The organism is Kribbella albertanoniae (assembly GCF_004348455.1).
In the GTDB taxonomy this organism is placed as follows: Bacteria; Actinomycetota; Actinomycetes; order Propionibacteriales; family Kribbellaceae; genus Kribbella; species Kribbella albertanoniae.
This window is the reverse complement of record NZ_SMKA01000012.1, coordinates 24,432-46,245: the sequence shown is the minus strand read 5'-3', so window position 1 is coordinate 46,245 and position 21,814 is coordinate 24,432. Positions and strand designations below refer to the sequence as shown.

General features: G+C 68.8%; 18 protein-coding genes. 11 read left to right on the top strand and 7 right to left on the bottom strand.

Going from position 1 to position 21,814, the window contains the following annotated elements:
* Nucleotides 1-7: 7 nt before the first annotated feature.
* From E1261_RS05535 to E1261_RS05525, 3 genes are read right to left on the bottom strand one after another with little or no spacing between them, the layout of a single operon-like run.
* Nucleotides 8-913, bottom strand: coding sequence for a MurR/RpiR family transcriptional regulator (locus E1261_RS05535; RefSeq protein ID WP_165952380.1), 906 nt, complete (start codon nucleotides 911-913; stop codon nucleotides 8-10).
* Between the two features lie 45 nt (nucleotides 914-958).
* Entirely contained in the window at nucleotides 959-1,138 is a 180-nt protein-coding gene (locus E1261_RS05530; RefSeq protein WP_132402842.1) for a hypothetical protein, read from the bottom strand.
* Between the two features lie 15 nt (nucleotides 1,139-1,153).
* Complete coding sequence (locus E1261_RS05525; protein WP_132402839.1) at nucleotides 1,154-2,098, bottom strand: NADP-dependent oxidoreductase; 945 nt, start codon at nucleotides 2,096-2,098, stop codon at nucleotides 1,154-1,156.
* 190 nt (nucleotides 2,099-2,288) lie between these two features.
* Between E1261_RS05525 and lanL the strand changes: the two genes are divergently transcribed.
* The 9 genes from lanL to E1261_RS05480 all read left to right on the top strand — a co-directional run bounded on the left by lanL (nucleotide 2,289) and on the right by E1261_RS05480 (nucleotide 14,072).
* On the top strand, nucleotides 2,289-4,886 hold the full coding sequence (gene lanL, locus E1261_RS05520) for a class IV lanthionine synthetase LanL (RefSeq protein WP_165952379.1): 2,598 nt from the start codon (nucleotides 2,289-2,291) through the stop codon (nucleotides 4,884-4,886).
* Nucleotides 4,883-6,733, top strand: a complete 1,851-nt coding sequence (locus tag E1261_RS05515; RefSeq protein WP_132402833.1) for an alpha/beta hydrolase family protein — start codon at nucleotides 4,883-4,885, stop codon at nucleotides 6,731-6,733. The genes lanL and E1261_RS05515 overlap by 4 nt, the downstream gene beginning before the upstream one ends.
* Nucleotides 6,734-6,839: 106 nt before the next feature.
* Nucleotides 6,840-6,998, top strand: a complete 159-nt coding sequence (locus E1261_RS45125) for a hypothetical protein (RefSeq protein WP_165952378.1) — start codon at nucleotides 6,840-6,842, stop codon at nucleotides 6,996-6,998.
* 63 nt (nucleotides 6,999-7,061) lie between these two features.
* The gene (locus tag E1261_RS05510; protein ID WP_165952377.1) at nucleotides 7,062-8,741 is read left to right on the top strand and encodes an ABC transporter ATP-binding protein; all 1,680 of its coding nucleotides are present in this window, start codon (nucleotides 7,062-7,064) and stop codon (nucleotides 8,739-8,741) included.
* Nucleotides 8,738-10,369: an ATP-binding cassette domain-containing protein gene (locus tag E1261_RS05505; RefSeq protein ID WP_132402827.1), complete on the top strand. Its 1,632-nt coding sequence runs from the start codon at nucleotides 8,738-8,740 to the stop codon at nucleotides 10,367-10,369. Before E1261_RS05510 ends, E1261_RS05505 begins: the two co-directional genes overlap by 4 nt.
* A 68-nt stretch (nucleotides 10,370-10,437) precedes the next feature.
* Complete coding sequence (locus E1261_RS05500; protein ID WP_132402824.1) at nucleotides 10,438-10,812, top strand: nuclear transport factor 2 family protein; 375 nt, start codon at nucleotides 10,438-10,440, stop codon at nucleotides 10,810-10,812.
* Nucleotides 10,809-11,459, top strand: a complete 651-nt coding sequence (locus E1261_RS05495) for a response regulator transcription factor (RefSeq protein ID WP_132402821.1) — start codon at nucleotides 10,809-10,811, stop codon at nucleotides 11,457-11,459. The genes E1261_RS05500 and E1261_RS05495 overlap by 4 nt, the downstream gene beginning before the upstream one ends.
* A complete protein-coding gene (locus tag E1261_RS05490) occupies nucleotides 11,456-13,066 on the top strand; it encodes a sensor histidine kinase (RefSeq protein WP_132402818.1) in 1,611 nt (536 codons plus the stop codon). Before E1261_RS05495 ends, E1261_RS05490 begins: the two co-directional genes overlap by 4 nt.
* Before the next feature lie 109 nt (nucleotides 13,067-13,175).
* Entirely contained in the window at nucleotides 13,176-14,072 is an 897-nt protein-coding gene (locus E1261_RS05480; protein WP_165952376.1) for a LysR family transcriptional regulator, read from the top strand.
* Nucleotides 14,073-14,075: 3 nt separating this feature from the next.
* Here the strand turns inward: E1261_RS05480 and E1261_RS05475 are convergent, their stop codons facing one another.
* Both E1261_RS05475 and E1261_RS05470 read right to left on the bottom strand, forming a co-directional pair.
* Nucleotides 14,076-15,200 (bottom strand): sulfatase-like hydrolase/transferase, encoded by a 1,125-nt coding sequence (locus tag E1261_RS05475; protein WP_165952375.1) that lies wholly within the window; start codon nucleotides 15,198-15,200, stop codon nucleotides 14,076-14,078.
* 732 nt (nucleotides 15,201-15,932) lie between these two features.
* The gene (locus E1261_RS05470) at nucleotides 15,933-16,139 is read right to left on the bottom strand and encodes a hypothetical protein (RefSeq protein WP_132402809.1); all 207 of its coding nucleotides are present in this window, start codon (nucleotides 16,137-16,139) and stop codon (nucleotides 15,933-15,935) included.
* A 152-nt stretch (nucleotides 16,140-16,291) separates the two neighbouring features.
* Here E1261_RS05470 and E1261_RS05465 point away from each other — a divergent pair, with 152 nt between their 5' ends.
* A complete protein-coding gene (locus E1261_RS05465; protein ID WP_132402806.1) occupies nucleotides 16,292-17,218 on the top strand; it encodes an SMP-30/gluconolactonase/LRE family protein in 927 nt (308 codons plus the stop codon).
* Here the strand turns inward: E1261_RS05465 and E1261_RS05460 are convergent.
* Nucleotides 17,215-18,174: an ArsR/SmtB family transcription factor gene (locus tag E1261_RS05460; RefSeq protein ID WP_132402803.1), complete on the bottom strand. Its 960-nt coding sequence runs from the start codon at nucleotides 18,172-18,174 to the stop codon at nucleotides 17,215-17,217. The two genes, E1261_RS05465 and E1261_RS05460, sit on opposite strands and share 4 nt — an antisense overlap.
* 174 nt (nucleotides 18,175-18,348) lie before the next feature.
* On the opposite strand from E1261_RS05460, the gene E1261_RS05455 reads away from it, so the two are divergent.
* Nucleotides 18,349-20,430 (top strand): zinc carboxypeptidase, encoded by a 2,082-nt coding sequence (locus E1261_RS05455; RefSeq protein WP_165952374.1) that lies wholly within the window; start codon nucleotides 18,349-18,351, stop codon nucleotides 20,428-20,430.
* Here the strand turns inward: E1261_RS05455 and E1261_RS05450 are convergent.
* Entirely contained in the window at nucleotides 20,420-21,787 is a 1,368-nt protein-coding gene (locus E1261_RS05450; RefSeq protein ID WP_132402797.1) for an FAD-dependent oxidoreductase, read from the bottom strand. The genes E1261_RS05455 and E1261_RS05450 overlap by 11 nt on opposite strands.
* Between the last annotated feature and the right edge of the window lie 27 nt (nucleotides 21,788-21,814).

Sequence of the window (21,814 nt, the reverse complement as noted above, 5' to 3'; positions counted from 1 at the left end):
GACTCCTTCAGCTGGGCGGGGTACGGCGCCGGGCGGGCCTCGGTATCCGGCGCGGATCGATCATTGCGGCGGTGATCTCGAGCGCGGCCACGGTGCGATCGTGGTTGAGCTGGGCGACCCGCGTGTAGAGGACGTCGAGGACGAGTAGCTGTGAATGGCGATCTGCCAGGGCGTCGGCGTGCGCCGTACCGGTTCGTGCCGTGGTGAGCACGAGCTCGGCTGCCGCGGCCAGGGTCGAGGCCTGGTCGTTGGTGACGGCGACGGTCCGGACGCCGCGGGCGGCAGCGGCTTGCAGGAGGTCGATCGTCTCGGTGATCTGGCCGGAGTGCGAGATCCCGAAGACGATGTCGCGCTCGTCGGCCAGTGCAATGGAGATCAGTGCGTTGTGGACGTCGGGGCACAGCCAGCAGGAGAACCCGATGCGCTGCAGCCGGATCCGCAGCTCGTCCGCGGAAATGGCGCTGGTTCCGACACCGAACAGGTAGATGTTGCGGGCGTCGGTGAGCGCGCGAGCGACCCGGTCGATCTCGGCGAGGTCCAGCTGGTCGGCGGTGTCACAGATGGCCCGGGTGTTGGCGGCGACGATCACCTTGAGCACCTGGTCGAGGTCGTCGCTGGGCTGGATCGCGCGGCCGATATCGGTGTTCCAGCGGCTCGGCGCGGCGCGGCCGACCTCCTCGGCAAGCGCAACCTTGAGACCGGCGAACCCTGGCAGGCCCAGGTGATGGCAGAACCTGGTCACGGTGCCGGCGGACGTGCCGGTGCGTTCGGCGAGCTCGCTGATCGTCAAGTGCATCGCCTCGGCCGGTTCGGCCAGCAGGTAGGCAGAGATCTGATCCAGCGCGCCGGCCAACTGGCCGGCGCGCAACCGCTGAAGGAGTCCGGGGGCAACCATGATGGAAGCAATTTCCATCATTCTTCACCGAAGGTCAATGGATCGAAAAGATTTCCAGCATCCTCAGGCTTTGTCACCGCGCGGGGTATCGCCGGCGAACAGACCGGTCGGGTCGACGGCACGCCGTACGCGATCCACCCGGACCTGGGTCTCGTCGGCATGCGTCTGTTGCGGCTTCTGGACCGCACACGCCTTGTCGTACTCCGTGGTGCCGGGTACGGCGAAAGCGGAGTAGTCGTTCATGAGAGCTCCTCGCGGTCAGGCGGAGGGTGCGACGATGATGACCTTGCCGGGCAGCGTGCCTGCGGCGGCCTGCGCATGGACGGTCAGCAACTCGGCCAGCGGCACCCGCTGCGCGACGGCGACGTTGAGCTCGCCGGAGTCGACCAGCCCGACGAGTTCTGCCAGTTGGTCGGCGTTGCTGTTGACGAACAGGTCGATGCCCCGCACATCCCGCTGCTCGTCCGAGGGCGCAGGCATCCAGACCGTCGTGTTGACCAGTACGCCGCCTGGGCGGATCAGAGTGACCAGCGCGGCCAGCTGTGCCGGTTCGACCGGTGCGAGGTTGAGTACGACGTCGACCGGTTCGGCTACGGCGTCCATCAGCTCGGTCGTGGTGAAGTCGATGATCTCGTCGGCGCCGTCTGCCTTGGCCTGTTCACTGCTCCGGGGACCGACCACCGCGATCACGTGGGCGTCGGCGCGCTTGGCCAGTTGGACGGCGTAACCGCCGACGCCGCCGCCCGCGCCGTTGATCAGCACGCGCTGCCCGCTCGTGAGTTTGGCGTGGTCGAAAAGGGCCTGCCAGGCAGTCAGGCCTACCAGCGGCAGGGCCGCGGCATCGGGCAGTGGAATGCTCTTCGGCGCTCGCGTCAGGATTTCGGCCGGCGCAAGGGCGTACTCCGCAGCTGCACCGGGTTCTGCCATCGGCAGGAAGCCGATCACTTCGGCGCCGACCTCGAAGCCATCGACGCCCGCACCCAACGCGTCGACCGTGCCGGCCACGTCGATGCCCGGAGTATGCGGAAGCTTCACCGGGATGGGTCCTTGCATGAACCCCGCGCGAATGTTGCCTTCGACACCATTGAACGACGTCGCGGCCACCCGGATCCGGATCTGTCCGGCGCCGGGAACGGGCCGATCCACCTCTTCGACGTGCAGAACGCTCGGGTCGCCGTACTCGTGGAAACGTACTGCCTTCATGCGAACCACCGCTTTCGTTTGGTTGATGCATCGCCTTGGAGGCGTGACCTGTCAAAGCATCACCCGCACCGAAAATCGCAGGAAGGCCACATCTATCCACGGACAACTTGTCCGTGGATGCGCTGTTTCCCGGCTTCCTGGGGGCACTACTCCCTGTCGTCCGGGAAGCCCTCCGGCGTTAGCTATCGGCATGCCGTCACCTCTCGTCGACATCACCGAAGCCCGTCTGACGAACGTGCCGGGCTGGTCCGTCCGGGAGACCGATTTCTGGTGCACGGTGCGTCCGGACGGGGTCGAGACCCGAGCGCAGGGCTGGAAGCTGCACGTGTCGGCCACCGTCGCCTCCGCGCCGGAGGTGCTGACCAGGGTCCTCGACGTGCTCGTCCCGGCCGGCTGCGTCTTCAAGTTCGCCGGTTCGCCCGAGCACGTCCGTGAGCTGAACGGCGGCCACTACCCGCGGGGTGGCGCCGGCAAGTTCGTCACGATCTACCCGGTCGACGACGACCAGTTCCGCTGCCTCGCCGCGGAGCTGCACCAAGCCACCGACGGCCTGCCCGGCCCGACGATCCTGTCCGACCGGCCGTACCGGCCCGGCAGCCTGGTGCACTACCGGTACGGCGCCTTCATCGGCGAGCAGCGACTCGGCAACGACGGTCATCTGCTCGAGGTGATCACGGCGCCGGACGGCAGCAAGGTCGAGGACCGCCGGGATGCCTGGTTCAACCCACCGGAGTGGGCACCGCTGCCGTTTCCCGACGAGCAGCCGGTCGTGGCCGAAGAGGTGGACGGGGTGTTGCTGGCCGGCCGGTTCGTGGTCCGGCGGGCGATCCGGCATGCCAACAAGGGCGGCGTCTTCGAGGCGATCGACCAGGTCACCGGTGACGAGGTGATCGTCAAACAGGCCCGGGCCGGGGTCGGCGACGGACCGGACGGCTGGGACCTGCAGGCGGCGCTGCGGAACGAGGCGGAGATGCTCGACCAGCTGGGCGAGCAGAGTCCGGCACCTCGGCGGATCGCCTTGTTCGACCAGGACGGCGACCTCTTCCTCGTGCAGGAACGGATCGACGGCAAGACCTTGCGGGCCTGGCGGGCCGAACAGCCGGTGGCGTTGCCCTGGCGCGAGACGGCCGGCCGGTTGATCGATCTGGTGGCAGCCGTCCATGCCCAGGGTGTGGTGCTGCGCGACCTGTCACCGCTGAACGTGATGGTTCGCGAGGACGGCACGCTCGCGATCATCGACCTGGAGTACGCCGCGCTGGCGGGGACGAAGTCGGTGGCAGCCGTGACACCCGGGTACGGCGCTCCCGAGATCTCGCGACGCGACGAGGCGACCCCGGCTGCGGATCACCACGCCCTTGGCGGGCTGCTCTTCCTGCTCTGCACGGGGGCGGACCCGATCCTGACCGAGGCGGTTCCGCCCGGGACCGACCCTGCGCAGGAGGCCAAGCGGCTGGAGGCGTGGCTCACGCTGATCGCCGAGACCGATGATCGAACGGCCGAGGCGCTGCCGCTCATCCTGGGTCTCCGCAGACCGGATCCCGCAGACCGTTGGGGCCTCGAGAAAGCCCGGGCCTTCCTGGCCGGCAACCACGTTCCTGCGGCGAGTGCGAACACCTCGGCGTCGTACGGGCCGGGTGGGTTGCTGGACAACGGCGTCAGCCATCTGCTCGCCAAGCTGGACCCGAACACCGGCGAACGACTCTGGCCGCCAAGCGTGTACGGCGACTCGGGCGATCCCTGCAACATCTACCACGGGGCCGCTGGGCCGATGGCCGTGCTGACGTGGGTGGCCGAGCTTCGTGAGGACGCGGCGGCGGTCGACGGCGTGCAGGCCGCCGCGGGATGGATCCGGGAGCGCCTCGGGCCCAGCCCCGAGCTGTTGCCGGGCTTGTACTTCGGCCGGGCCGGCACGATCGTCGCGCTGCATGAGGCAGCACGCCTGCTGGCTGACGACGACCTGTCGGCGTACGCGATGACCCAGCTCGGACGGCTGCCGCTGGAGTGGCCGAACCCAGACGTCACCCACGGTCTGGCCGGCGCCGGATTCGCGACTCTCGAGCTCTGGAACCACACCCACGATCCGGCCCTTGCCGCCCGCGCCCGCAAGTACGCAGAGGTCCTGGCCGATCGTGCCGAGCGGCAGGCCGGCCGGTTGCTGTGGCCGGTCCCGGACACGTTCGACTCGAAGCTGGCCGGCCTCACCGACTACGGATTCGCGCACGGTACGGCGGGTATCGCGTCGTACCTGCTTGCTGCCGGTACTCGTCTGGACGAGCCCGAGTGGATCGACCTGGCGGTTGAAGCGGGCCGGTTGTTCGACCAGGAGGCGCTCGAGAGCGACGAGGGCACCTTGTGGACCTCTGGCCCCAACGACTCCCGTCCGCTCGATTACTGGTGCAGCGGGTCCGCCGGCATCGGGACCTTTCTGGTGCGGCTCTGGCGGACGACCGGCGACCCGCGCACGCTCGAACTGGCTGAAGGCGCTGCCGAGGCCGTCTGGAGACGCAGGTGGCTCGCCGGCACCAGCGTCTGCCACGGGTTGGCCGGTACCGGCGAGTTCCTGCTCGACCTGGCGGAGGCGACCGGGAAAGAGTTGCACCGGTTCCGCGCCGAGGGGCTGGCCGAGGCGATCGCTGCCCGCGCCGCCTCGGTGGACGGGCAACTGCTGGCTCCCGACGAATCGATGCGCGGCTTCGGCGCCGACTACGCGGTAGGGGTGTCCGGCTGGGTGGCCTTCCTGCTCCGCCTTCAGCATGGTGGCCCGCGGCGCTGGATGGCGGAGTCATGATCAGCCGTGCGGACTTCCGCCTGTCACCGAACGGCCGGTACGGCGTCTCTCTGCGCAGCGAGGCTGGTACCGGCGAACACCTGGAGACCTGGGTCCGGTCGAGTGGCGGCGGGTGGCGCGCGGATCGGGACCTCGGACCGGTCGGGCATGCGCAGATGCTGGCGTTGGACGACGGCCGGACGATGGTCTTCGACAGCGCCGCGGCCGACCCGGCTGTCTGGCTGTTCGACCACTCTGTCGTTTCGGCTCGCTTGACGGAGTCCGGAAGTGCTTTGTCCGGACTACGCCTGATCGCGGGGCCCCGGACAGCCACTGGAACCGGCGGCCTTGCACTGATCCATGACCAGGGCCACACGGAGGTCTGGAGACTGACTGACGAGCGCCCCGCGCTGACCGAGTTGCTGGCCCGCGTGCCAGGAGTACTGGCCACTTGCCACCGGATGGACGCGTCGGGGCAGCTCCTGATCGCCGAGCGCAGTGAAGTCGCCACTGGTCCCACCGAGCTCGTCTTGATCGACCTGGGTGACGGCAGCTGGTCAACCCTGCTCAACACAGGGCCGGACAGCTACGACAGCATCCTGGCCACCAGCCCGAAGAACAGCCTGGTGGTTGTCGGCACCAATGTCACCGGAGTGCGCCGGATCGGCTGGAAGCGGCTCGACGAACCCGGACCGCTGGCCTTTCCCGAGGCGCTCAACCTGTCTGGCGAGCCTGCTGAGCCGCTGGCGTGCAGCCCTGACGGCCGACAGATCCTGATGCACCGGACCGTCGGCGTCCGCTCCCGGTTGAGCAACTTCAGTACGGACGACGACCGGACCGTCGAGGTCACGACCCCACCGGGCCGGGTACACGCGGCCCGCTGGTGCACGGACGGCCTCACGCTCGTCCTGTCCACGCCGGTGCTGCCGCCGCATCCCGTCACGGTCGAGCCGACTGTGACCTCCCTGGCGACCATCAACCTGGCTACCGGGACCGGCCCGCAGGCACGCATCGAGACGCTCGAAGGTGCGACCGGCCCCGTGGAGGCGGTCGTGTACGGCGGCCCGCGCTGGCGGGACTGCGAGCACGTCGTACTGGCCGTGCACGGTGGCCCCTTGTCTGCTTGGCGGTACGGGTTCAACCCGTTCCTGGCGCGGCTGGCCGAAGCCGGGATCGCAGTAGTGGCGCCGAACCAGCGCGGCAGTGTCGGGTACGGCCGGAGCCATGCGGAGGCGATCCGTGGCGCCTGGGGCGGGCCAGACCTGGCTGACCTGTTGGCGATCGCCAATGGCATCCCCAACCAGCTGAGCCTGCTCGGCGAGAGCTATGGCGCGTACCTCGCACTGCTGGCCGCCGGTGTCGCCCCTGGCCGGTGGGCGCGTTGTGCCGCAGTGGCTCCGTTCCTGTCGCCGCAGCGCCTGTACGTCGATGCCGGGCGCGGTGTCCGCGACCTGATCGACCAGCTCGACGGACGGACCGTTGTGACCGACGACCTCGGACCCCGCGACGTGCTCCGGTTCGCGGCCGGTATCGAGGCCCGCCTGCTGGTGGCGCACGGGCAGCGGGACCCGATGATCCCGCTTTCACAGTCCACGGAACTGGTCCGGACGCTGCGAGCCTCCGGCCCCGAGCCGTACTTCCTCGAAGTTCCGGGTGGCGATCACGACCTGCTCGCCGACCCGTTCGGCCCGACGGCCGGAGCCGTACTGCGGTTCCTGGCCGGGCCCGTCGACTCCCGCGCGAACCCGCGCGGTGGAACCCGACCAAGAAAGGAGGGGGTCCCGGATGACCACGATCGTGCCGGGACTACGGCTGAGTGCCGACATCCAGCAGCTGAACCGTTTGCCCGAGGTCACGCCGGTGCCTGAGGGCACTGCGCTGGGGCCGGGGCAGTGGCGGAACACCTGCTGGGGAACGCCGGAACGTCCGACCTGCTGTTGTACTCGCGTTACTGACAACTGAGAAAGGCTAGCCATGAACAACACACTGAACCTCACCCTCGACATCTCCGCCCTGCAGAAGCTGCCCGAGGTGGCCCCGGCCGCCGATGGTACGGCCATGCTCGGCGCCGGTGCGATGCGCTGCAGCATCGACGGGCCGACGTGCTGCTGCAGCAGGATCACCGACAACTAGGTCGAACGAACTGATGGGTGGGGGTTGCCGGCAGCCCCCACCCGTCACCGCGGCTGGAGGCTGGTGTTGATCGCAGGCGATCGGTTGCTGCTGGCAACCTTCCGGCAGAGCCCGGCCCGCGCGGTGGCGACGGCTACGGTCACCTTGCTCGGCGGCGCGGCCTCGTTCGCCGTACCGGCGATCCTGGCGACGGCCGTCGACGACATCCTCCGGGAGCGGACCGGTTCCTGGCTCTGGTTGCTCGCCGCGATCGCCCTGGACATCGGCCTGCTGATCGGCGTGCTCCTGCTCGGCAACAACTGGTACACCCAGGTCACGGCCGAGCTGCGGCACCGCTTGTTCGGGCAAGCGGTCGACCTCGGCGTGCAGGCGCGGGAGCTGCCTCCGAGCGCGGACCTGGTCAGTCGGCTGACCACGGACTGTACGGCGGTCGGCCGTCTGCTCCCGACTGTTTGGTCCGGAGTCACCGACGGTCTGGTCGGGGTCGCCGCCGTCGTCGCGCTCGCGCTGATCGACTGGCGGCTGGTGCTGATCTTCGGCGTCGGGGTTCCCACAGTTGCGCTGGCGGCGCGGACCTTTCTGGCCGGCACCACGGTCTTGACCGCCCGCTATCGCAACGCCCAGAGCCTGATCGCCGGCCTGCTGCTCGACGCACTGGCCGGGATCCGCACGATCCAAGCCAGTGGCACGGCGGATCGCGAGGCCGAGCGGGTACTTCGCCCGTTGGCGGAGCTCGATTCGACAGGCCGGGCTTGGTGGTCGGCGCAGGGGCGTGCGGGCTGGCAGGTGGCACTCCTGGTTCGGCTGATCCAGGTAGCAGTGCTGGCCGTTGCCGGAGTGGGTGTGTCCTCCGGCCGGATAACGCCGGGCCAGTTGCTGGCTACGGTCGCCTACACGCCGCTGGCGCTCGGCGTCCTGTCGCAGGTGGGTCTGCTGGCTACTGTCGGCTCTGCCCGCGCCAGTGCGGCCCGTCTCGCCGACGTCCTGGCCTTGTCATCCAGACCGAAGCCTGTACGGCGTCTGGGCGTGGCCGACGGCCGGGTGGAACTCCGAGGCGTGCGATTAGGGACGGTCCTGGACGACATCAACCTCGTCATCCCTGCCGGTACGACGCTTGCGGTCGTCGGCCCGTCCGGCGCGGGCAAGACCACGCTTGCCTGGCTGATCGGCGGTCTGGCCGTACCGGACGAAGGAGAAGTCCTATTGGACGATTTGCCGCTACGGGAGCTGCCCCGGCACGACTTGGCCCGTGAGGTCGCCTACGCCTTCGAGAAGCCCGCCCTGCTCGGCGAGACCGTGCACGACACCATTGCCTTCGGCCTGCCGGGGGTGACGCGCGCAGAGGTGGAGCAAGCGGCCCGGGTTGCCCAAGCGGACGCTTTCGTCCGGCGCTTGCCTGAGGGATACGACACGCGGATCGCGGATGTGCCGCTGTCAGGAGGGGAGGTCCAGCGGATTGGCCTGGCCGCCCTGGTTGCCCGGAACGCACGGGTGGTCGTGCTCGACGACGCCATGGCCGGTCTGGACAGCGCGACCGAGGCCTTGATCGTCGCTGCACTGGCCAGGATCCAGTTGGGCCGCACAACCGTGGTGGTGGCACACCGCGAGGACACTGCCGCCTCTGCGGATCTTGTTGCCTGGATCTCCGCCGGACGGCTCCAAGGGCTCGCCCCACACCAGCAATTGCTGACCGACCGCCGGTACCGGGCCCTCTTCCAACCGGACCCGCAGGCGACGTCATGAGCGGCCTGCGGCTGCTGGGCGGATCCCTGCACGACCGGCCGAGTGCAGTCGCCGTACTGGCTGTTTGGTCGTTGGTTGAGGCGGTGCCTGCGCTGACTGCCGGTCTGTTGGTTGCGCAAGCGCTCGACCGGGGCTTCCTGGCCGGGCGGCCGGTGACTGGCCTGGCTTGGCTCGGTCTGTACGCCTTGGCACAGCTTGCCGGCGTGCTCGCGACGCGGCAGACCTACGGTCCGCTGGCAGATCTCGTCGAGCCGCTGCGAGACGACCTGACCCGGTTGGTGGTGCGGAGTCACCTCTCCCGGGTCGATCAGCCGGCACATCAGTCGGACTCGGTTGCCGTGAACCGCGTCGTCGACCAGGTCGAGACGGTCCGGACGCTGACGGCGACGGTCCTGCGCAATCTCCGCCCGGCCGCGTTGTCACTGATCGCGGCACTGATCGGTCTCGCCGGAGTTGACCTCGACATCCTGGTGGTGGTCGCCGTACCGCTGGTGCTGACGGTCGCCGCCTACTGTGCACTCTTCCCCCGGACGGCGGCTCGCCAGCGGTCGGCGATCGGCGCCGGGGAGGTCCTCGCGGGGACCAGCGGCAGGCTGCTCGACGGCCTTCGCGAGGTGACCGCGGCCGGAGCGGAGGCCGAGGCCAAAGCGAGGACCGGTATCGCCGTCGACGGCCACGCCGTCCAGCTGAGACGTCTTGGCCGGTCGGGCGCGCTGCGGACCCTGGTGATCACCGCGGGCGGCTATCTTCCGATCGTCGCCGTGCTGGCAGCGGCTCCGTGGCTGCTCGCCGGACGTGCCACGACCGGTGAAGTCACCGGTGCCTTCGTCTACCTCGTCAGCACCTTGCAGCCTGCGCTGCAGTCGCTCGCGCAGATGACCGGGTCGTGGCTGCTGCAGCTGACCGTGACTGCCGGCCACCTGGCCAGGAGCTGCGCGCCACGGGGCCCAGAGCTACGAGCGGGGGATCGGCGCAGGCCCGCGGATGGCAGTGTCCGGCTGCGCGGGCTCTCCTTCGGCTACGGGCGGCTGAGCACCCCGACCGTCGACGACCTGGACTTCGATATCTCAGCCGGTGAGCATGTGGCCGTCGTCGGGCCGTCCGGAGCGGGCAAGTCGACCCTGGTCAACCTGATCGGTGGCCTGATCAGCCCACAGGCCGGGGACATCCTGATCGGCGGGGTGCCGTTGGCTTCGATCGATCCGGTGGAACTCCACCGGCAGGTCGTGCTCGTACCGCAGCAGGCCTACCTCTTCGCGGGCACTCTGCGGGAGAACCTCGCCTACCTCGCGCCGTGCGCCACCGATCGGGACCTCGACCGGGCGGTCACGGCCCTGGCGCTCGAACCCGTCGTACGGCGCCTGGGCGGTTACGCGGGTCTCCTCGCACCCCACGGCGACGGCCTGTCGGCGGGGGAGGCCCAGCTCATCGCGCTGGCCCGGGTGTACCTGGTGCAGGCGCTGGTGGTGCTGCTCGACGAGGCGACCTGCCACCTCGATCCGGCCGCCGAGGCCAGGGCCGAACAGGCCTTCGCGGCCAGCGGCAGCACGCTTGTGGTGGTCGCCCATCGGGCTGCTTCAGCGGCCCGGGCCCAGCGGGTCCTGGTGGTGGGTGGTCCAACGGGGTGACTGTCGCTTCCTCCGGTGGTGCCCGATCGGACCTCATCGGGGCAGGGCAGTGGACGGAAGATCTAAAGATGACGGTCACGGCGGGGTACAAGGAACTTGTTCTGAGGCTTTGTGCGGCCTGTAATGCCGGTGATCGGCGCGGGATCGAGGCGGTCCTGACGCCTGACTTCGCCGACGCGGGGCGGTGCTGTGGGCCGGATCGGTTCGCGGCGCGGCTCGCGCTGGTTCGGCGGGACGTCGCCGAATTCCGCTGGGACGTGCTCGGCCTGGTGGCCGAAGGCACCACGGTGGCGCTGCGGGTCCGGCTCAGCGGCATCACCGGGGGCCGCCGGCTGGCCGTCGAGCAGATGCACATCTACGAGGGCCGCGACGGCCGGATCGCCTCCCGGCAGTGCGTCGGCGGCACCGACGGGCCGTTCGACCGGCTCGCTGCGGCGTCTTGACCAGGCTGGTCATCGCCGACGATCACCCGATCGTCCGCAACGGCCTGCGCGATCTGCTGCTGTCGGTCGGCGGGATGGACATCGTGGCCGAGGCCGCCACCGGTGACGAGGCCGTGCAGAAGGCGCTGCGGTACCGCCCCGACGTGGTCCTGATGGACCTCCAGATGCCCGGGCTGAACGGTATCTCCGCCACTCAGGAGATCGTCGCGGCCGATCCGGCCATCGCGGTCGTGGTGCTGTCGATGTTCGAGGAGGACGACTCGGTGCTCGCCGCGGTCCGGGCCGGCGCCCGCGGTTACCTGCTGAAGGGCGGGCCGCAGGAGGACATCATCCAGGCGGTTCACGGCGTCGCGACCGGAGCGGCCTTCTTCGGCCGGCGGGTGGCGGGCAAGGTGATGGAGCTGCTGGCCGGCCCACCACCGGCCGAGGCGTTTCCCGATCTGACCGGCCGCGAACGCGACGTACTCGATCTCATCGCCGCCGGCCTGAGCAATATCCAGATCGCCCGGCAGCTACACCTGGCGCCGAAGACCGTCAGCAACAACATCTCCAACATCTTCGCGAAGCTGCGGATCGCTGACCGGGCCGCGGCGATCGAGTGTGCCCGGGCCGTTGGACTGGGGCGTGCGGCAGGTCCGCTCAGATGATCTCGCTGGGGGTCTGCCTGCTGCTGTGCGGCGGCACCCTCGCCGTTCGGCGCCCGCGCAACCCCCTGGGCTGGCTGTTCCTGTCCGCGGCTCTGACAGCAATTCTGTTGCCCTCGGCCACCAACGCCGTGCTCGCCGCTGCCCTCTTGGTCTTCCCGACCACCAGATCGCTCCGCGTCCCAACAGCGGCAGCTGCGGTCCTGCTGGCAAGCCTCCTGTACGCCGATCCCGGGTTGACGTCGCTACTAGCGGTACTAGCCGCCGTGGCTGCGCTTGTGACGCGATACCGCTGCGGAGACGAGGTAGTCCGCCGACAGATCCTATGGCTGTACCTAGCCGCCGTGCTGGCTGTCCCGCTGGTGCTGCTCGGGTTGTCCGCGTGGCTGGCAGTACCGCCTGCCGTGGCGCTGGCGTTGCTCCGGTACCGCCTTGTCGACGTACGGGTGGTTGCGTCTCAGGCAACGTTCTACCTGTGTGCGGGAGTGGTCCTGTCTGCGGTGCCCAGTGTGGTCGCGCTGCTGGTGATTCCGGCGCATTGGCTGTTCCAACCACTGCTTGATCGGGCCTTCAGGGTCAAGGTCCCGGCCTTGGACCTGGAGCAGGGATCGCTCGACGTACTGGTCAGGGCTGTTCGGGACGCACTCCAGCTGCCGTTCGTGGCGCTGCGGATGGAAGGGCGGGATCTGGCCGTCTCGGGCTCTGCGACCGGGCAGTTGGAGGTCGTTGAGCTCGGAGCGGTCCAGTTCGTCACCACTGGGCGGCTTGGCCGCAGGAGGCGCCGGCTGCTGTCGATGCTGGAAGTGCCGCTCGGGGTAGCGGTCCGGGCCACGCTGGCCTCCGAGGAGCTACAGGCCTCGCGGGAGCGGATCGTGGCGGCCCGCGAGGAAGAACGCCGCCGCCTCCGCCGAGACCTGCACGACAACCTCGGGCCGAGGCTGACCGGCATGGCCTACACAACCGACGCGCTGCGCAACCACTCGAGCGACGGGCGGCAGGCCGAGATGCTCGGCAGACTCCGGGGTGACATCGGCCTGGCCATCACGGAGATCCGGGCCGCCGTGGAGGGCCTGCGGCCGCCCGCCCTGGACGAGCTCGGCCTGGGAGACGCCGTACGGGCCGTTGCCGGTCGGTTCGCGCATCGTGCCGGTGGAGAGCCCGTCACGGTCCGGGTGGAGACGAGCGTGGGCTGGGCTGACCTCCCGGCGGCGGTAGAGGTCGCGGCGTACCGGATCGTGGTGGAGGCGCTGAACAACGCCGTGAAGCACTCGGGCGCGAACCTGATCGAGGTACATCTGGCGATAGGCGATGAGTTGTCCATCGAAGTGACCGACAACGGCGAGCCGGCCGAGTGGCTGCCCGGCGTCGGCCTCCTGTCAATGACCGAGCGAGCCGCCGAAATAGGCGGCCACTGCACCGCAGGCCACACCCCCACGGGCGGCCGAGTCCTCGCCACCCTCCCACTCTGCCCCATGGCTCCCCACGAGGCCCAGCCAGGCACAGGCCCCACAACGCCCAGCGCGGCTACCAGGTCTGCCACCTCGGCCGCGACGAGATGCGCACCGACTACCGCGTCGTCCCGTTCGTCAACGCCCCCGGCGCCCCGGTGAAGACCCAGGCCAGCATCCACGTCGAGAACGGCAGACCAGGCGTGGCCCACGTGACCACCTAGGCGTCAGCGGCGAAGTGCCGGTCATAGCCGGCTTGTATTCTCGCGGTGTGGAGCTGAGGCATCTGCGCGCTGCTGTCGCCGTCGCCGACCATCTGCATTTCGGTCGTGCGGCGGTGGAGCTCGGCATCGCGCAGCCGCCGTTGAGCCAGGCCGTCAAGGCGTTGGAGACCGAGCTCGGCGTCGTGCTGTTCGAGCGTGACACCCGTCACGTGCGGCTCACAGCTGCCGGCGAGGTGTTCGTGGCCGACGCTCGCGAGTCGCTGTCCCTGGTGGATTCCGCGTGCACACGCGCGCGGTCGGCGGGACGCGGCGACATCGGCGAACTCGTCGTCGGAATGGTCGGGTCCGCCGCGCTGCACCCACTCCCGGCCGTGCTGGGCCCTTACCGGGCCCGGTATCCGGATGTCACCGTGCGATTCGCCGAACTGCCGACGGCAGGCCAGCTGGAGCGTCTGCGGAACCGCACTCTGGACGTGGGCTTCGTGCGTCCGCCGTTGCCCGCGCCCGCCGACGCCGAGCTCGACGTCATACCGATCTCGCGGGAGCCGTTGGTCGTCGCTTTGCCCAAGGGACACCGGTTGGCGGCCCGGGAGCGGATACCCGTGAAGCTGCTGGCCGGTGAGTCTTTCGTACTGTTTCCGCGGCACCTCGGCCCGGGACTCCACGATCGTGTCTCCGCGCTGTGCCGCGCAGCCGGCTTCGAGCCCGCGGTGGTGCAAGAGGCGGTGCAGATGCAGACCATCGTGGGGCTGGTCGCCGCGGGTTGTGGGGTCAGCATCGTGCCGGGTTCCGTTGCGGCCCTCACCGGCTTCGGGACCGTCTTCGTCAAGCTGAGCCCAGCTACGACGCTGGTTGAGCTGGCCTTGGCGGCGCCGAAGACCCGCCTGTCGCCGGTCGTCGCGAACTTCGTCGCGATGGCCCGCGATGTCACCGGCGTGCGCTGATCCCTAGCCCTGAGCGGCAGGCAGCGGGGGTGCGCCGGATTCCCGGAGCGCCTCGTGCAGGAAGGCGAGAGCGTGTTGGTTGTCCTGGAGCATCCGGTCCAGCGACCCGGCCTGGGGCCACTCGTCGATCCGGTCGAGACTCCAGAACTGCGCCTCGGTCAGCAGGCCGTTGTGCGCGGCCATCAGCCGCGCATCGACGTACGGGTATGACCGGGCGTGGACCCGCATCCACCCTTCCAGGCGGAGGTACTCCACGATCTGCCGGTTGATCCGCTCGATGCGGCGCGGCACGTCGGGCCTCGAGACGTTCGCCGTGCGTACCTCGTCGAGTACCCGGCCGGATCCCCCGTTCTCGTTCGGCGCGGGAACCCCGGCCAGAGCGGCGATCGTGGGGGCGATGTCGATGTTCTCGGCGTAGTCGACGACTCGCCCTCTCGCGACACCCGGCCCGGCGAAAACGAGCGGAAGACGCCAGGAGTCCTCCGCCTGCACCGGATGCCAGCCGTAGCGCGACTGCCCGTCGGCGAGCACGACTAGCAGGGTGTCGTCCGCGATGCCCATTCGCCGCAGTCCGTCGAGGAACGTTCCCAGCAACGCGTCCGCTCTGCGCACCACCTGCGGATAGGGCGAGCCCTTGCCGTAGATGTCGCGGGCCCAGGGTTCCCCTGCCGGCGCGTTGGCGACCTGCTGGCTCACGGCGTTGGTGTCCTGCAGCAGTAGCCGCATGAAGGTCAGGTGCCGGTGTTCGCTCAGCTGACGCAGTCCCAGCCGGACGTTGTCCTCATCGCTGTCCTCGTCGTCGAGCCGGGTGAAATCGAAGCCAGGATTGAGCGAACGGTACGCCTGACTGTTGGCGATATGCGCCGTGTAGCCCGCGAAGCTGTGCTGGAGGTAACGCTGTTTCTGCCATGGCCGCAGAAACACGGATCCCGCGAACGTGGTGGGGTTCGGGAACGACGTTGTGGACAGCGGCCAGAAGCCGCTGACGGTGGGATGCCACGGAGCGATGGTGAGCGCCTTGTCCACTCGGGTGCCCCGCTCGGCGATTCGCTGGAAGTTCACCAGACCGAGCCGCTCGGGGGCCTCATGGTGGAGCGAGTCCAGATGAAAAACGACCACCCGTCGCACGTCACCCGACGGTCTCGTCCGGGGCTGAGTGGCCCCCTGGGCCATCGGTGCACCCGAGACGCCCGCCACGGCAGGGATCCCCGCACCAGCCAGTTTCAGGAAACGCCGCCGACCGTGAGGCCTCGGCGCGATCCAGTCGCGGTTCTCTTGATCACCCACGGTTCCCCTTCGCTCCTCTCCCTGGACGGAAACTCCGTGGAACTCAGCATCGGTCGAACCCGTCGTCGTCGTCCTCATCGATACCTGAAAACGAGAACAGTCATCCCGATCCGGGTATGAGACGACTGAACCTCCTGGTGACGGCAACCGGGCCGGCCCGGCCACCGCGACCCCGCCGACCGACCAGAAGATCGAAACCATCGGCAGCGAGGGAACCCGAACCGTTCCGGCGTACGACGAGAGCCGCCTCGTCCAGGTTTTCGAGGCGAACTTCTGGGCGAGCGCAGGTGAGCGTCGCTACATCACGTCCAACGTGCTCGCCAAGCAGGGCACCGGCACCTCCGACCCGCTCCTGATGGCACAGGCTTCGATCATCTGTGCAGGAACCGGTAGCCAGCAGGTCGGTGCGAACATGAACGTCCAGCGTGGGCAGACCATCACTCTGACCCCGCGCTTCGTCTTCATTTCGCAGAGCTCCGGCAATGTCAGTTGCAAGCTCTACGCGGCTGGCCGGCGTCCTGACCCGACCGGTTCACCGGCGTCGTCGAACACCTGGTTCGTCGACTACGGCTCCTACCTTGCTGTCAGTGAGCCGATGCCGTCCTGGACCCGGACGTTCGACACCAGCGCGCTGACGTCCAAGCGGCTGGACGACCCGGGTGACAACTGGACACCCATTGACAAGACGTTCACGATCGCGTCCGGGGTCGCGCAGTTCGATCTCATCAGCGACCACAAAGTGACCGTCTGCAGTTCGTCCGGCGGCAGCGAGGACTCCACGACCAACGGGCCTCTGTGCACCAGCGACGTCTGGTGTGGCGACTGTCGTGCACGCCCCCAACGAGACAACCCTTGTGACCACGTAATTCGTTTCCCTTCGGGCTGGGCCGAAAGCGGTGGTCGGGCGCCGAGGGGGAATCGAGGCTGGGCGGATGAAAAGACTCATCGTTCTTGCAGTTCTGGTGATCACGTTGACGACCTCCACGACGGCGGCCGCGCGACCCTGGAACGAGCCGCACCGGCCCTCGACGTACGTCGTTTCGGACACGCCGGGGGATACGCCCGAGGGGATCGAGGTCACGCGGGACGGCACCATCTACGTCACGAGTGTCGGGACGGGCGCGGTCTATCGGGGATCCGTGCGGAGCGCCCGGCTCCAGCTGTTTCTGCCGGCCGGGTCCGACGGCCGCACCCGGGCGACCGGCGTACATGTGGATCGCTGGGGCCGGATCCTCGTCGCCGGCGCGAGCACCGGACGGCTCTTCCAGTACGACGCTCGTGGCCGATTGCTGGCGTCACGTCCGGCAGCGGAAGGCTCGTTCCTGAACGACTTCGCGTTCACCGAGGACGCCGTCTACGTCACCGATTCCGCGCACAACCAGATCTGGCGCGCTTCCCTGACTCGGCACGGGCTGGGGGAGCTCAAGCCCTGGATCACGCGTGACCGGATCAGTCCGAAGCCGTACTTCCTGAACGGCATCGTCGGCACTCCCGACGGCCGGACCTTGCTCGTCGGCGAACAAGGTCAGGACCTCACCTATCGCGTCGACATCGCGTCGCGCGCGGTACGGCCGGTCGAGGCCGACGGGATTCTCTCGGGCGACGGATACCTGCTCGAGGGACATCGTCTGTACGTCGTTCACAACGCGGGCAACGGCCGATATGTCACCCGACTGGCCCGGCTCGACCGCACGTGGTCCAAGGCCACGATCCTCGCTGATTCGGCACCGGGCGAGGCCGGAGCAACCCCGACCACGATCGCGCGAGATCGCGGCCGCCTGCTGTGGGTGAACAGCCAGCTCGACCGAGCCCCGGGCACCCCGCCGTACACGGTTTCCGTCGTACCAGATCTGCGTTAGCCGTCCATGCTGAGCAGCTGGATGGCCACAGGGGTGAGCGAGTGGTGCGCAGTGCCACGAGATCGGTCGGTGGTCAGTAGGCCGGCGGTCCTGAGGACGCGAGCGTGCTCGGAGGCTGAGGCGTTGGAAATGTTGAGCCGACGGGCCAACTGGCTGGTGCCGGCGGGGGCGGCGAGGGTTCGCAGGACGGCAGCGCGGGTGCGCCCAAGGAGCTCGGCCAGGGCATCGGCCGAGTCTCGTTCGGCCGGATCCACCACGGGCAGGGCGACAGCTGGGTAGACGAGCAGCGGAACGACTCCGGGCTCATCGAAGATCAGGCACTCCGAGACGAAAGGCGACGGACAGAGCCGCAGGCCGCGGCCGGCCAACTTCACGTCATGCTCGAACGGCATCGAGAAACTGAGGATGCCGTCCTGCCAGCTGACCTTCGGGTGCAGAGTCGCCAGAAGCTCTTCGCTACCGGCGGTCAGGACCGTCCGCGAGCGGATGGCCAGATCGGCCGCGTGAATGCGCCCAAGGTCGATCGCAGACGGTCCAAGTACGAGCCGGTGGAACTCGCGTACGGCGCCGCCCAGCGCTCGACGCGCATCGGCCCGGCCACGCAGCAGCGCTCGCATGTAGGGATGAATCTCAGCCGGCAGGTGTGGTTCGAGCTCGGCGCGAATCAAGTCTGCCGGTGTCTCCAGCAGACACTCGATCGCCGGCTCCAGCCCGGCTCTGTCCACAGGCGGTGTGAGGAAGCCCGGAAACTGCCCGGTCGGCGAGATCAGCTTGAACAGCGGGGTCATTGCCGGCCGGACCCGGCTCCCGGCCGCCCGCCGCCACCGCCGAGCCGTGGAGGATGTCTGACCAGGACCGAGCGCGCGAGCCGCCAGCGCCGTCTGCCGAAGCGGTTCGGGCTCGGGGAGGAACGTCACACGCCCAACGTCTGCCGCGGTGAAATGGATCCGGATCACGGGCCTGATTCTCACGGCTCAACCAGGTCTTCACCACCCCAGAAGAAGCCGCAGATCTGGCGAATCCGCTCGACTTCGGCTCCGTCCCGGGTGAGCATGTGCGGACGAGTCGCACCGCGCCGCCTGACAGGCAGCCTGCCGCCCGCGGTGCGACAGAGTGGGGGTACGCCCGAAATGAACTGGACCATGCGCCGTGGCTCAGCCGTGGTGGGTTGCGCGGTCGCCGTCGCCGCGGTCGTCGCCGGGTTGTCGGGGCTGCCCGCCCCGGCCCAGGCTGATCCGCCACCGGACAACAGATCGCAACTGCTCGACGTGAGTACGCCGACCCGCGCCGATAAGGAGAAGCTGCTCAAACTCGGTTTCGACGTCACCGAGCAGGCCGACGCGGACTCCGTCACGGTGTTCGCCGGGGATGCCCGCGAGCGGAACCTGCTGAAGTCCGCCGGCTATGAGTGGACCGTCAAGGTTGCCGACGTCGAGGAGCAGAACCGTCTCGACCGGGCCAAGGACGCCGCGTATGCGGCCAGGACCACTGTCTCGCCGCTGCCCAGCGGGCGCGACACGTACCGTCGGCTGGCCGACTACGAGGCGGATCTGACGCTGCTGGCCAAGAAGTACCCGAAGCTGGTCAAGCCGATCACGCTGCCCTACAAGACCGGCGAGGGCCGCACGGTCCGGGGTGTCGAGATCACCACCAACCCGCAGAACGTGACCGACGGCAAACCCGTCTTCTTCCTGATGGGCGCGCACCACGCACGCGAGTGGCCGTCGGCGGAGACCGCGATCGAGTACGCCTTCGATCTCACCAAGAACTACGGCAAGAACAAGCGGATCACGTCGATCGTGCAGAAGACGCGCACCATCGTCGTACCGATCATCAACGCCGACGGCTACAACACCTCACGCGAGGCCGCGCCCAAGGGTGACTTCAGCAAGTTCGATTACGAGATGAAGCGTAAGTCGTGTGAGGCGACGGCCAAGACGCTGCCCGAGGAGCTCGGCGGCGACTGCGGCAACAACCCGCAGGGCGTGCAGCGTGGTACCGACCCCAACCGGAACTACCCGGGCTTCTGGGGTGGACCGGGCGCAAGCACCAACTACCGCAGTGAGACCTACCGCGGTGACGGGCCGTCCATCCTGCCCGAGGTGCAGAACGTCCGCTGGGTTGTCTCCAACCGCCAGGTGACCGGCCTGGTCACGCTGCACACCTTCGGGAACCTGATCCTGCGTCCGCCGGGCGTCATGGCCGTGGGCGCGCCCCCGGACGAGCCGGTCTACAAGGCTCTGGGAGCATCGCTGGCGTCGGACAACGGCTACACCAACCAGCCGAGCTACCAGTTGTACGACACCACTGGTTCGACCGAGGACTGGAGCTACTGGGCAACCGGTGGCCTCGGGTTCACGTTCGAGATCGGCTCGTCGTTCCATCCGCCGTACGCCGACGGGGTCATCGCGCACTACCTCGGCCAGACGCCGGCACCGGCGCCTGGTGCGGGCGGTAACCGCGAGGCCCTCATGACGATGAGCGAGGCCGCCGGGAACGCCAAGCTGCACTCGACCCTCCTCGGCGCGACCGCACCGGGCCGGACGCTGAAGATCGCGAAGACGTTCCAGACGCCGACCTCGCCGGTGGTCCAGCCGGACGGTACGGCGAAGGATCCGATCATCTACACCGACAAGCTCGAGTCGACGCTGACCACCGGCCTCGGCCCGTTCAGGTGGTCGGTCAACCCGTCGACCCGCCCGTACGTCGCCGGCCGTTGGGGCCGCGACCCGGTCGCACCGACCCAGCCCTCGGTCACGTTGACCAACCCGGCCGGGATTCCGGTCAAGGGCCAGGCCGAGACGGCGACGTTCACGATCAAGGCGCCGCCGGAGGCCGACAACGGCAAGGCCTCGATCAAGATCGGCTGGAACAAACCGGACGTCGACTGGGACGTCTACATCTACGGGCCGGACGGCAAGCGGGTCGCGCAGGCGGCGTCGCTGGCCGACCCGGAGGTCGCTGTTCTGCTCGACCCGGTACCCGGCCAGTACACGGTCCAGGTGGAGAACTTCGACGGCGGCGAGACGGCCGACTGGACCGGCTCGGTCGAGTTCGCTCCGCCCACGCCCGCGTCGTACACGGGTGTCAAGGAGAGCTGGAAGCTGAGCTGCTACACCAAGGGCGGCAAGCTCCTCGGTACCCGTGACGTCACCGTCGACCGCGGTAAGACGGTCTGGGTCGGCGACCCCTGCCTCCGCTTCAAGGGCTGAGAGTCACGCCATCTGGAGCCCTCACCGGCTCCAGATGGCGCTGGTCCTCGAAGAACAGTTCTCGACCCAGCGCGTCGACCAGTCGAGGGATCCCGGTCGCCAGGCTCTGGGCGTCTCCCGCGGGAATTCCGAAGCTGAGACCGGCTGCCGCGGAGAAGGCATGAATGCGTCCGACGAAGCTGCCCGGCTCCTTTCCGACGAGCTCATAGCCAGGGCCGAGGTAGGGAACGCAGGCCAGACCCTCATGGGCGAGCTCGGCCGGCGGTTTGTACCGGTCTCCCCACAAGGCGATGTGCGGGGCGATCTCGGCCAGTTCGGGCCGGGTTCGTGGATCGTACTGATAGCCCGTCCCGGCAACGACGAAGTCGAAGACGTGTGAGCCGTCGGCCGCGTCGACCCGGACCTTGCCGCCGTCGGCTCGCGCGTGCCGCCACGGCGCCGACAGATGGATCCGGAACCCGGGAAAGGCCATGGCTCGCGCCAAGGACTCCTGCGTGCAACTTCGTCCGGCGCGGGCTGCCAGGACTTGGGCTCTCCATCGATCGGCGTCGTCGCGCCGGTGAAAGTTCTCCTTGGCGCCGATGTTGCGCCCGATATTGCGGCTTGGTCCGTGAACGATGAGTTCGGATCGGCGGGTGAAAACATGGACCTGTTGGGCGCCGGCTTCCAGCGCCACGGCCGCGGCGTCCAGAGCGGAGGAACCAGCTCCCAGTACGGCGACGTTCCCGCCTCTGAACTGGGTGAAGTCGATGCGATCGCCGGTGTGGGCGGCCAGGTGCGCGGGAAGTGCGCGGAAGTACGGCGGCAGCGCGGGGCCTCCGGTGCCCTCGACGCCCGTGGCCAGTACCAGTCGTCGAGTCGTCTCGACCCGATCCTCTGCCTGGCCGTCGGTACCGGTCACCGCAAGCCGGAGGACTAGGTGGTCGGACGCTGGGGCGACGCCCACCAATCGGGTGTGGTGGCGAACGGGAACCTCGACGGTGCGTCCGAACCAGGCGACGTACTGCGCCCAGACGGTCCGTGGGATGTTCTCGACGAGGTCGTAGGCGGCCTGGCCGTGGAGGCGTTCATACCAGGCCCGGAAGCTCAGTTCGGAATATCCGTACTCCGGCTGTGGCCAGATCTTCGGTGTGCGCAGCGTGTGCATCCGTGCGGTGGTCGTCCAGCTGCCTGTCTCGCCAGGTGCCGCTGCGTCGATGACAGTAGAACGGCCGATCCCGGCCCGGCGCAGTGCGAATCCGATGCCGAGTCCGGCCTGTCCCGCACCGACCACGACCACATCGTGATCGGCGGACGTAGGGCGTACCCAGTTGTCGGGATCAGGCCCGAACCGACGCATGATGGCGGCCGTGTGCACTCAAGTACCTCCCGGGACCTGCATTGT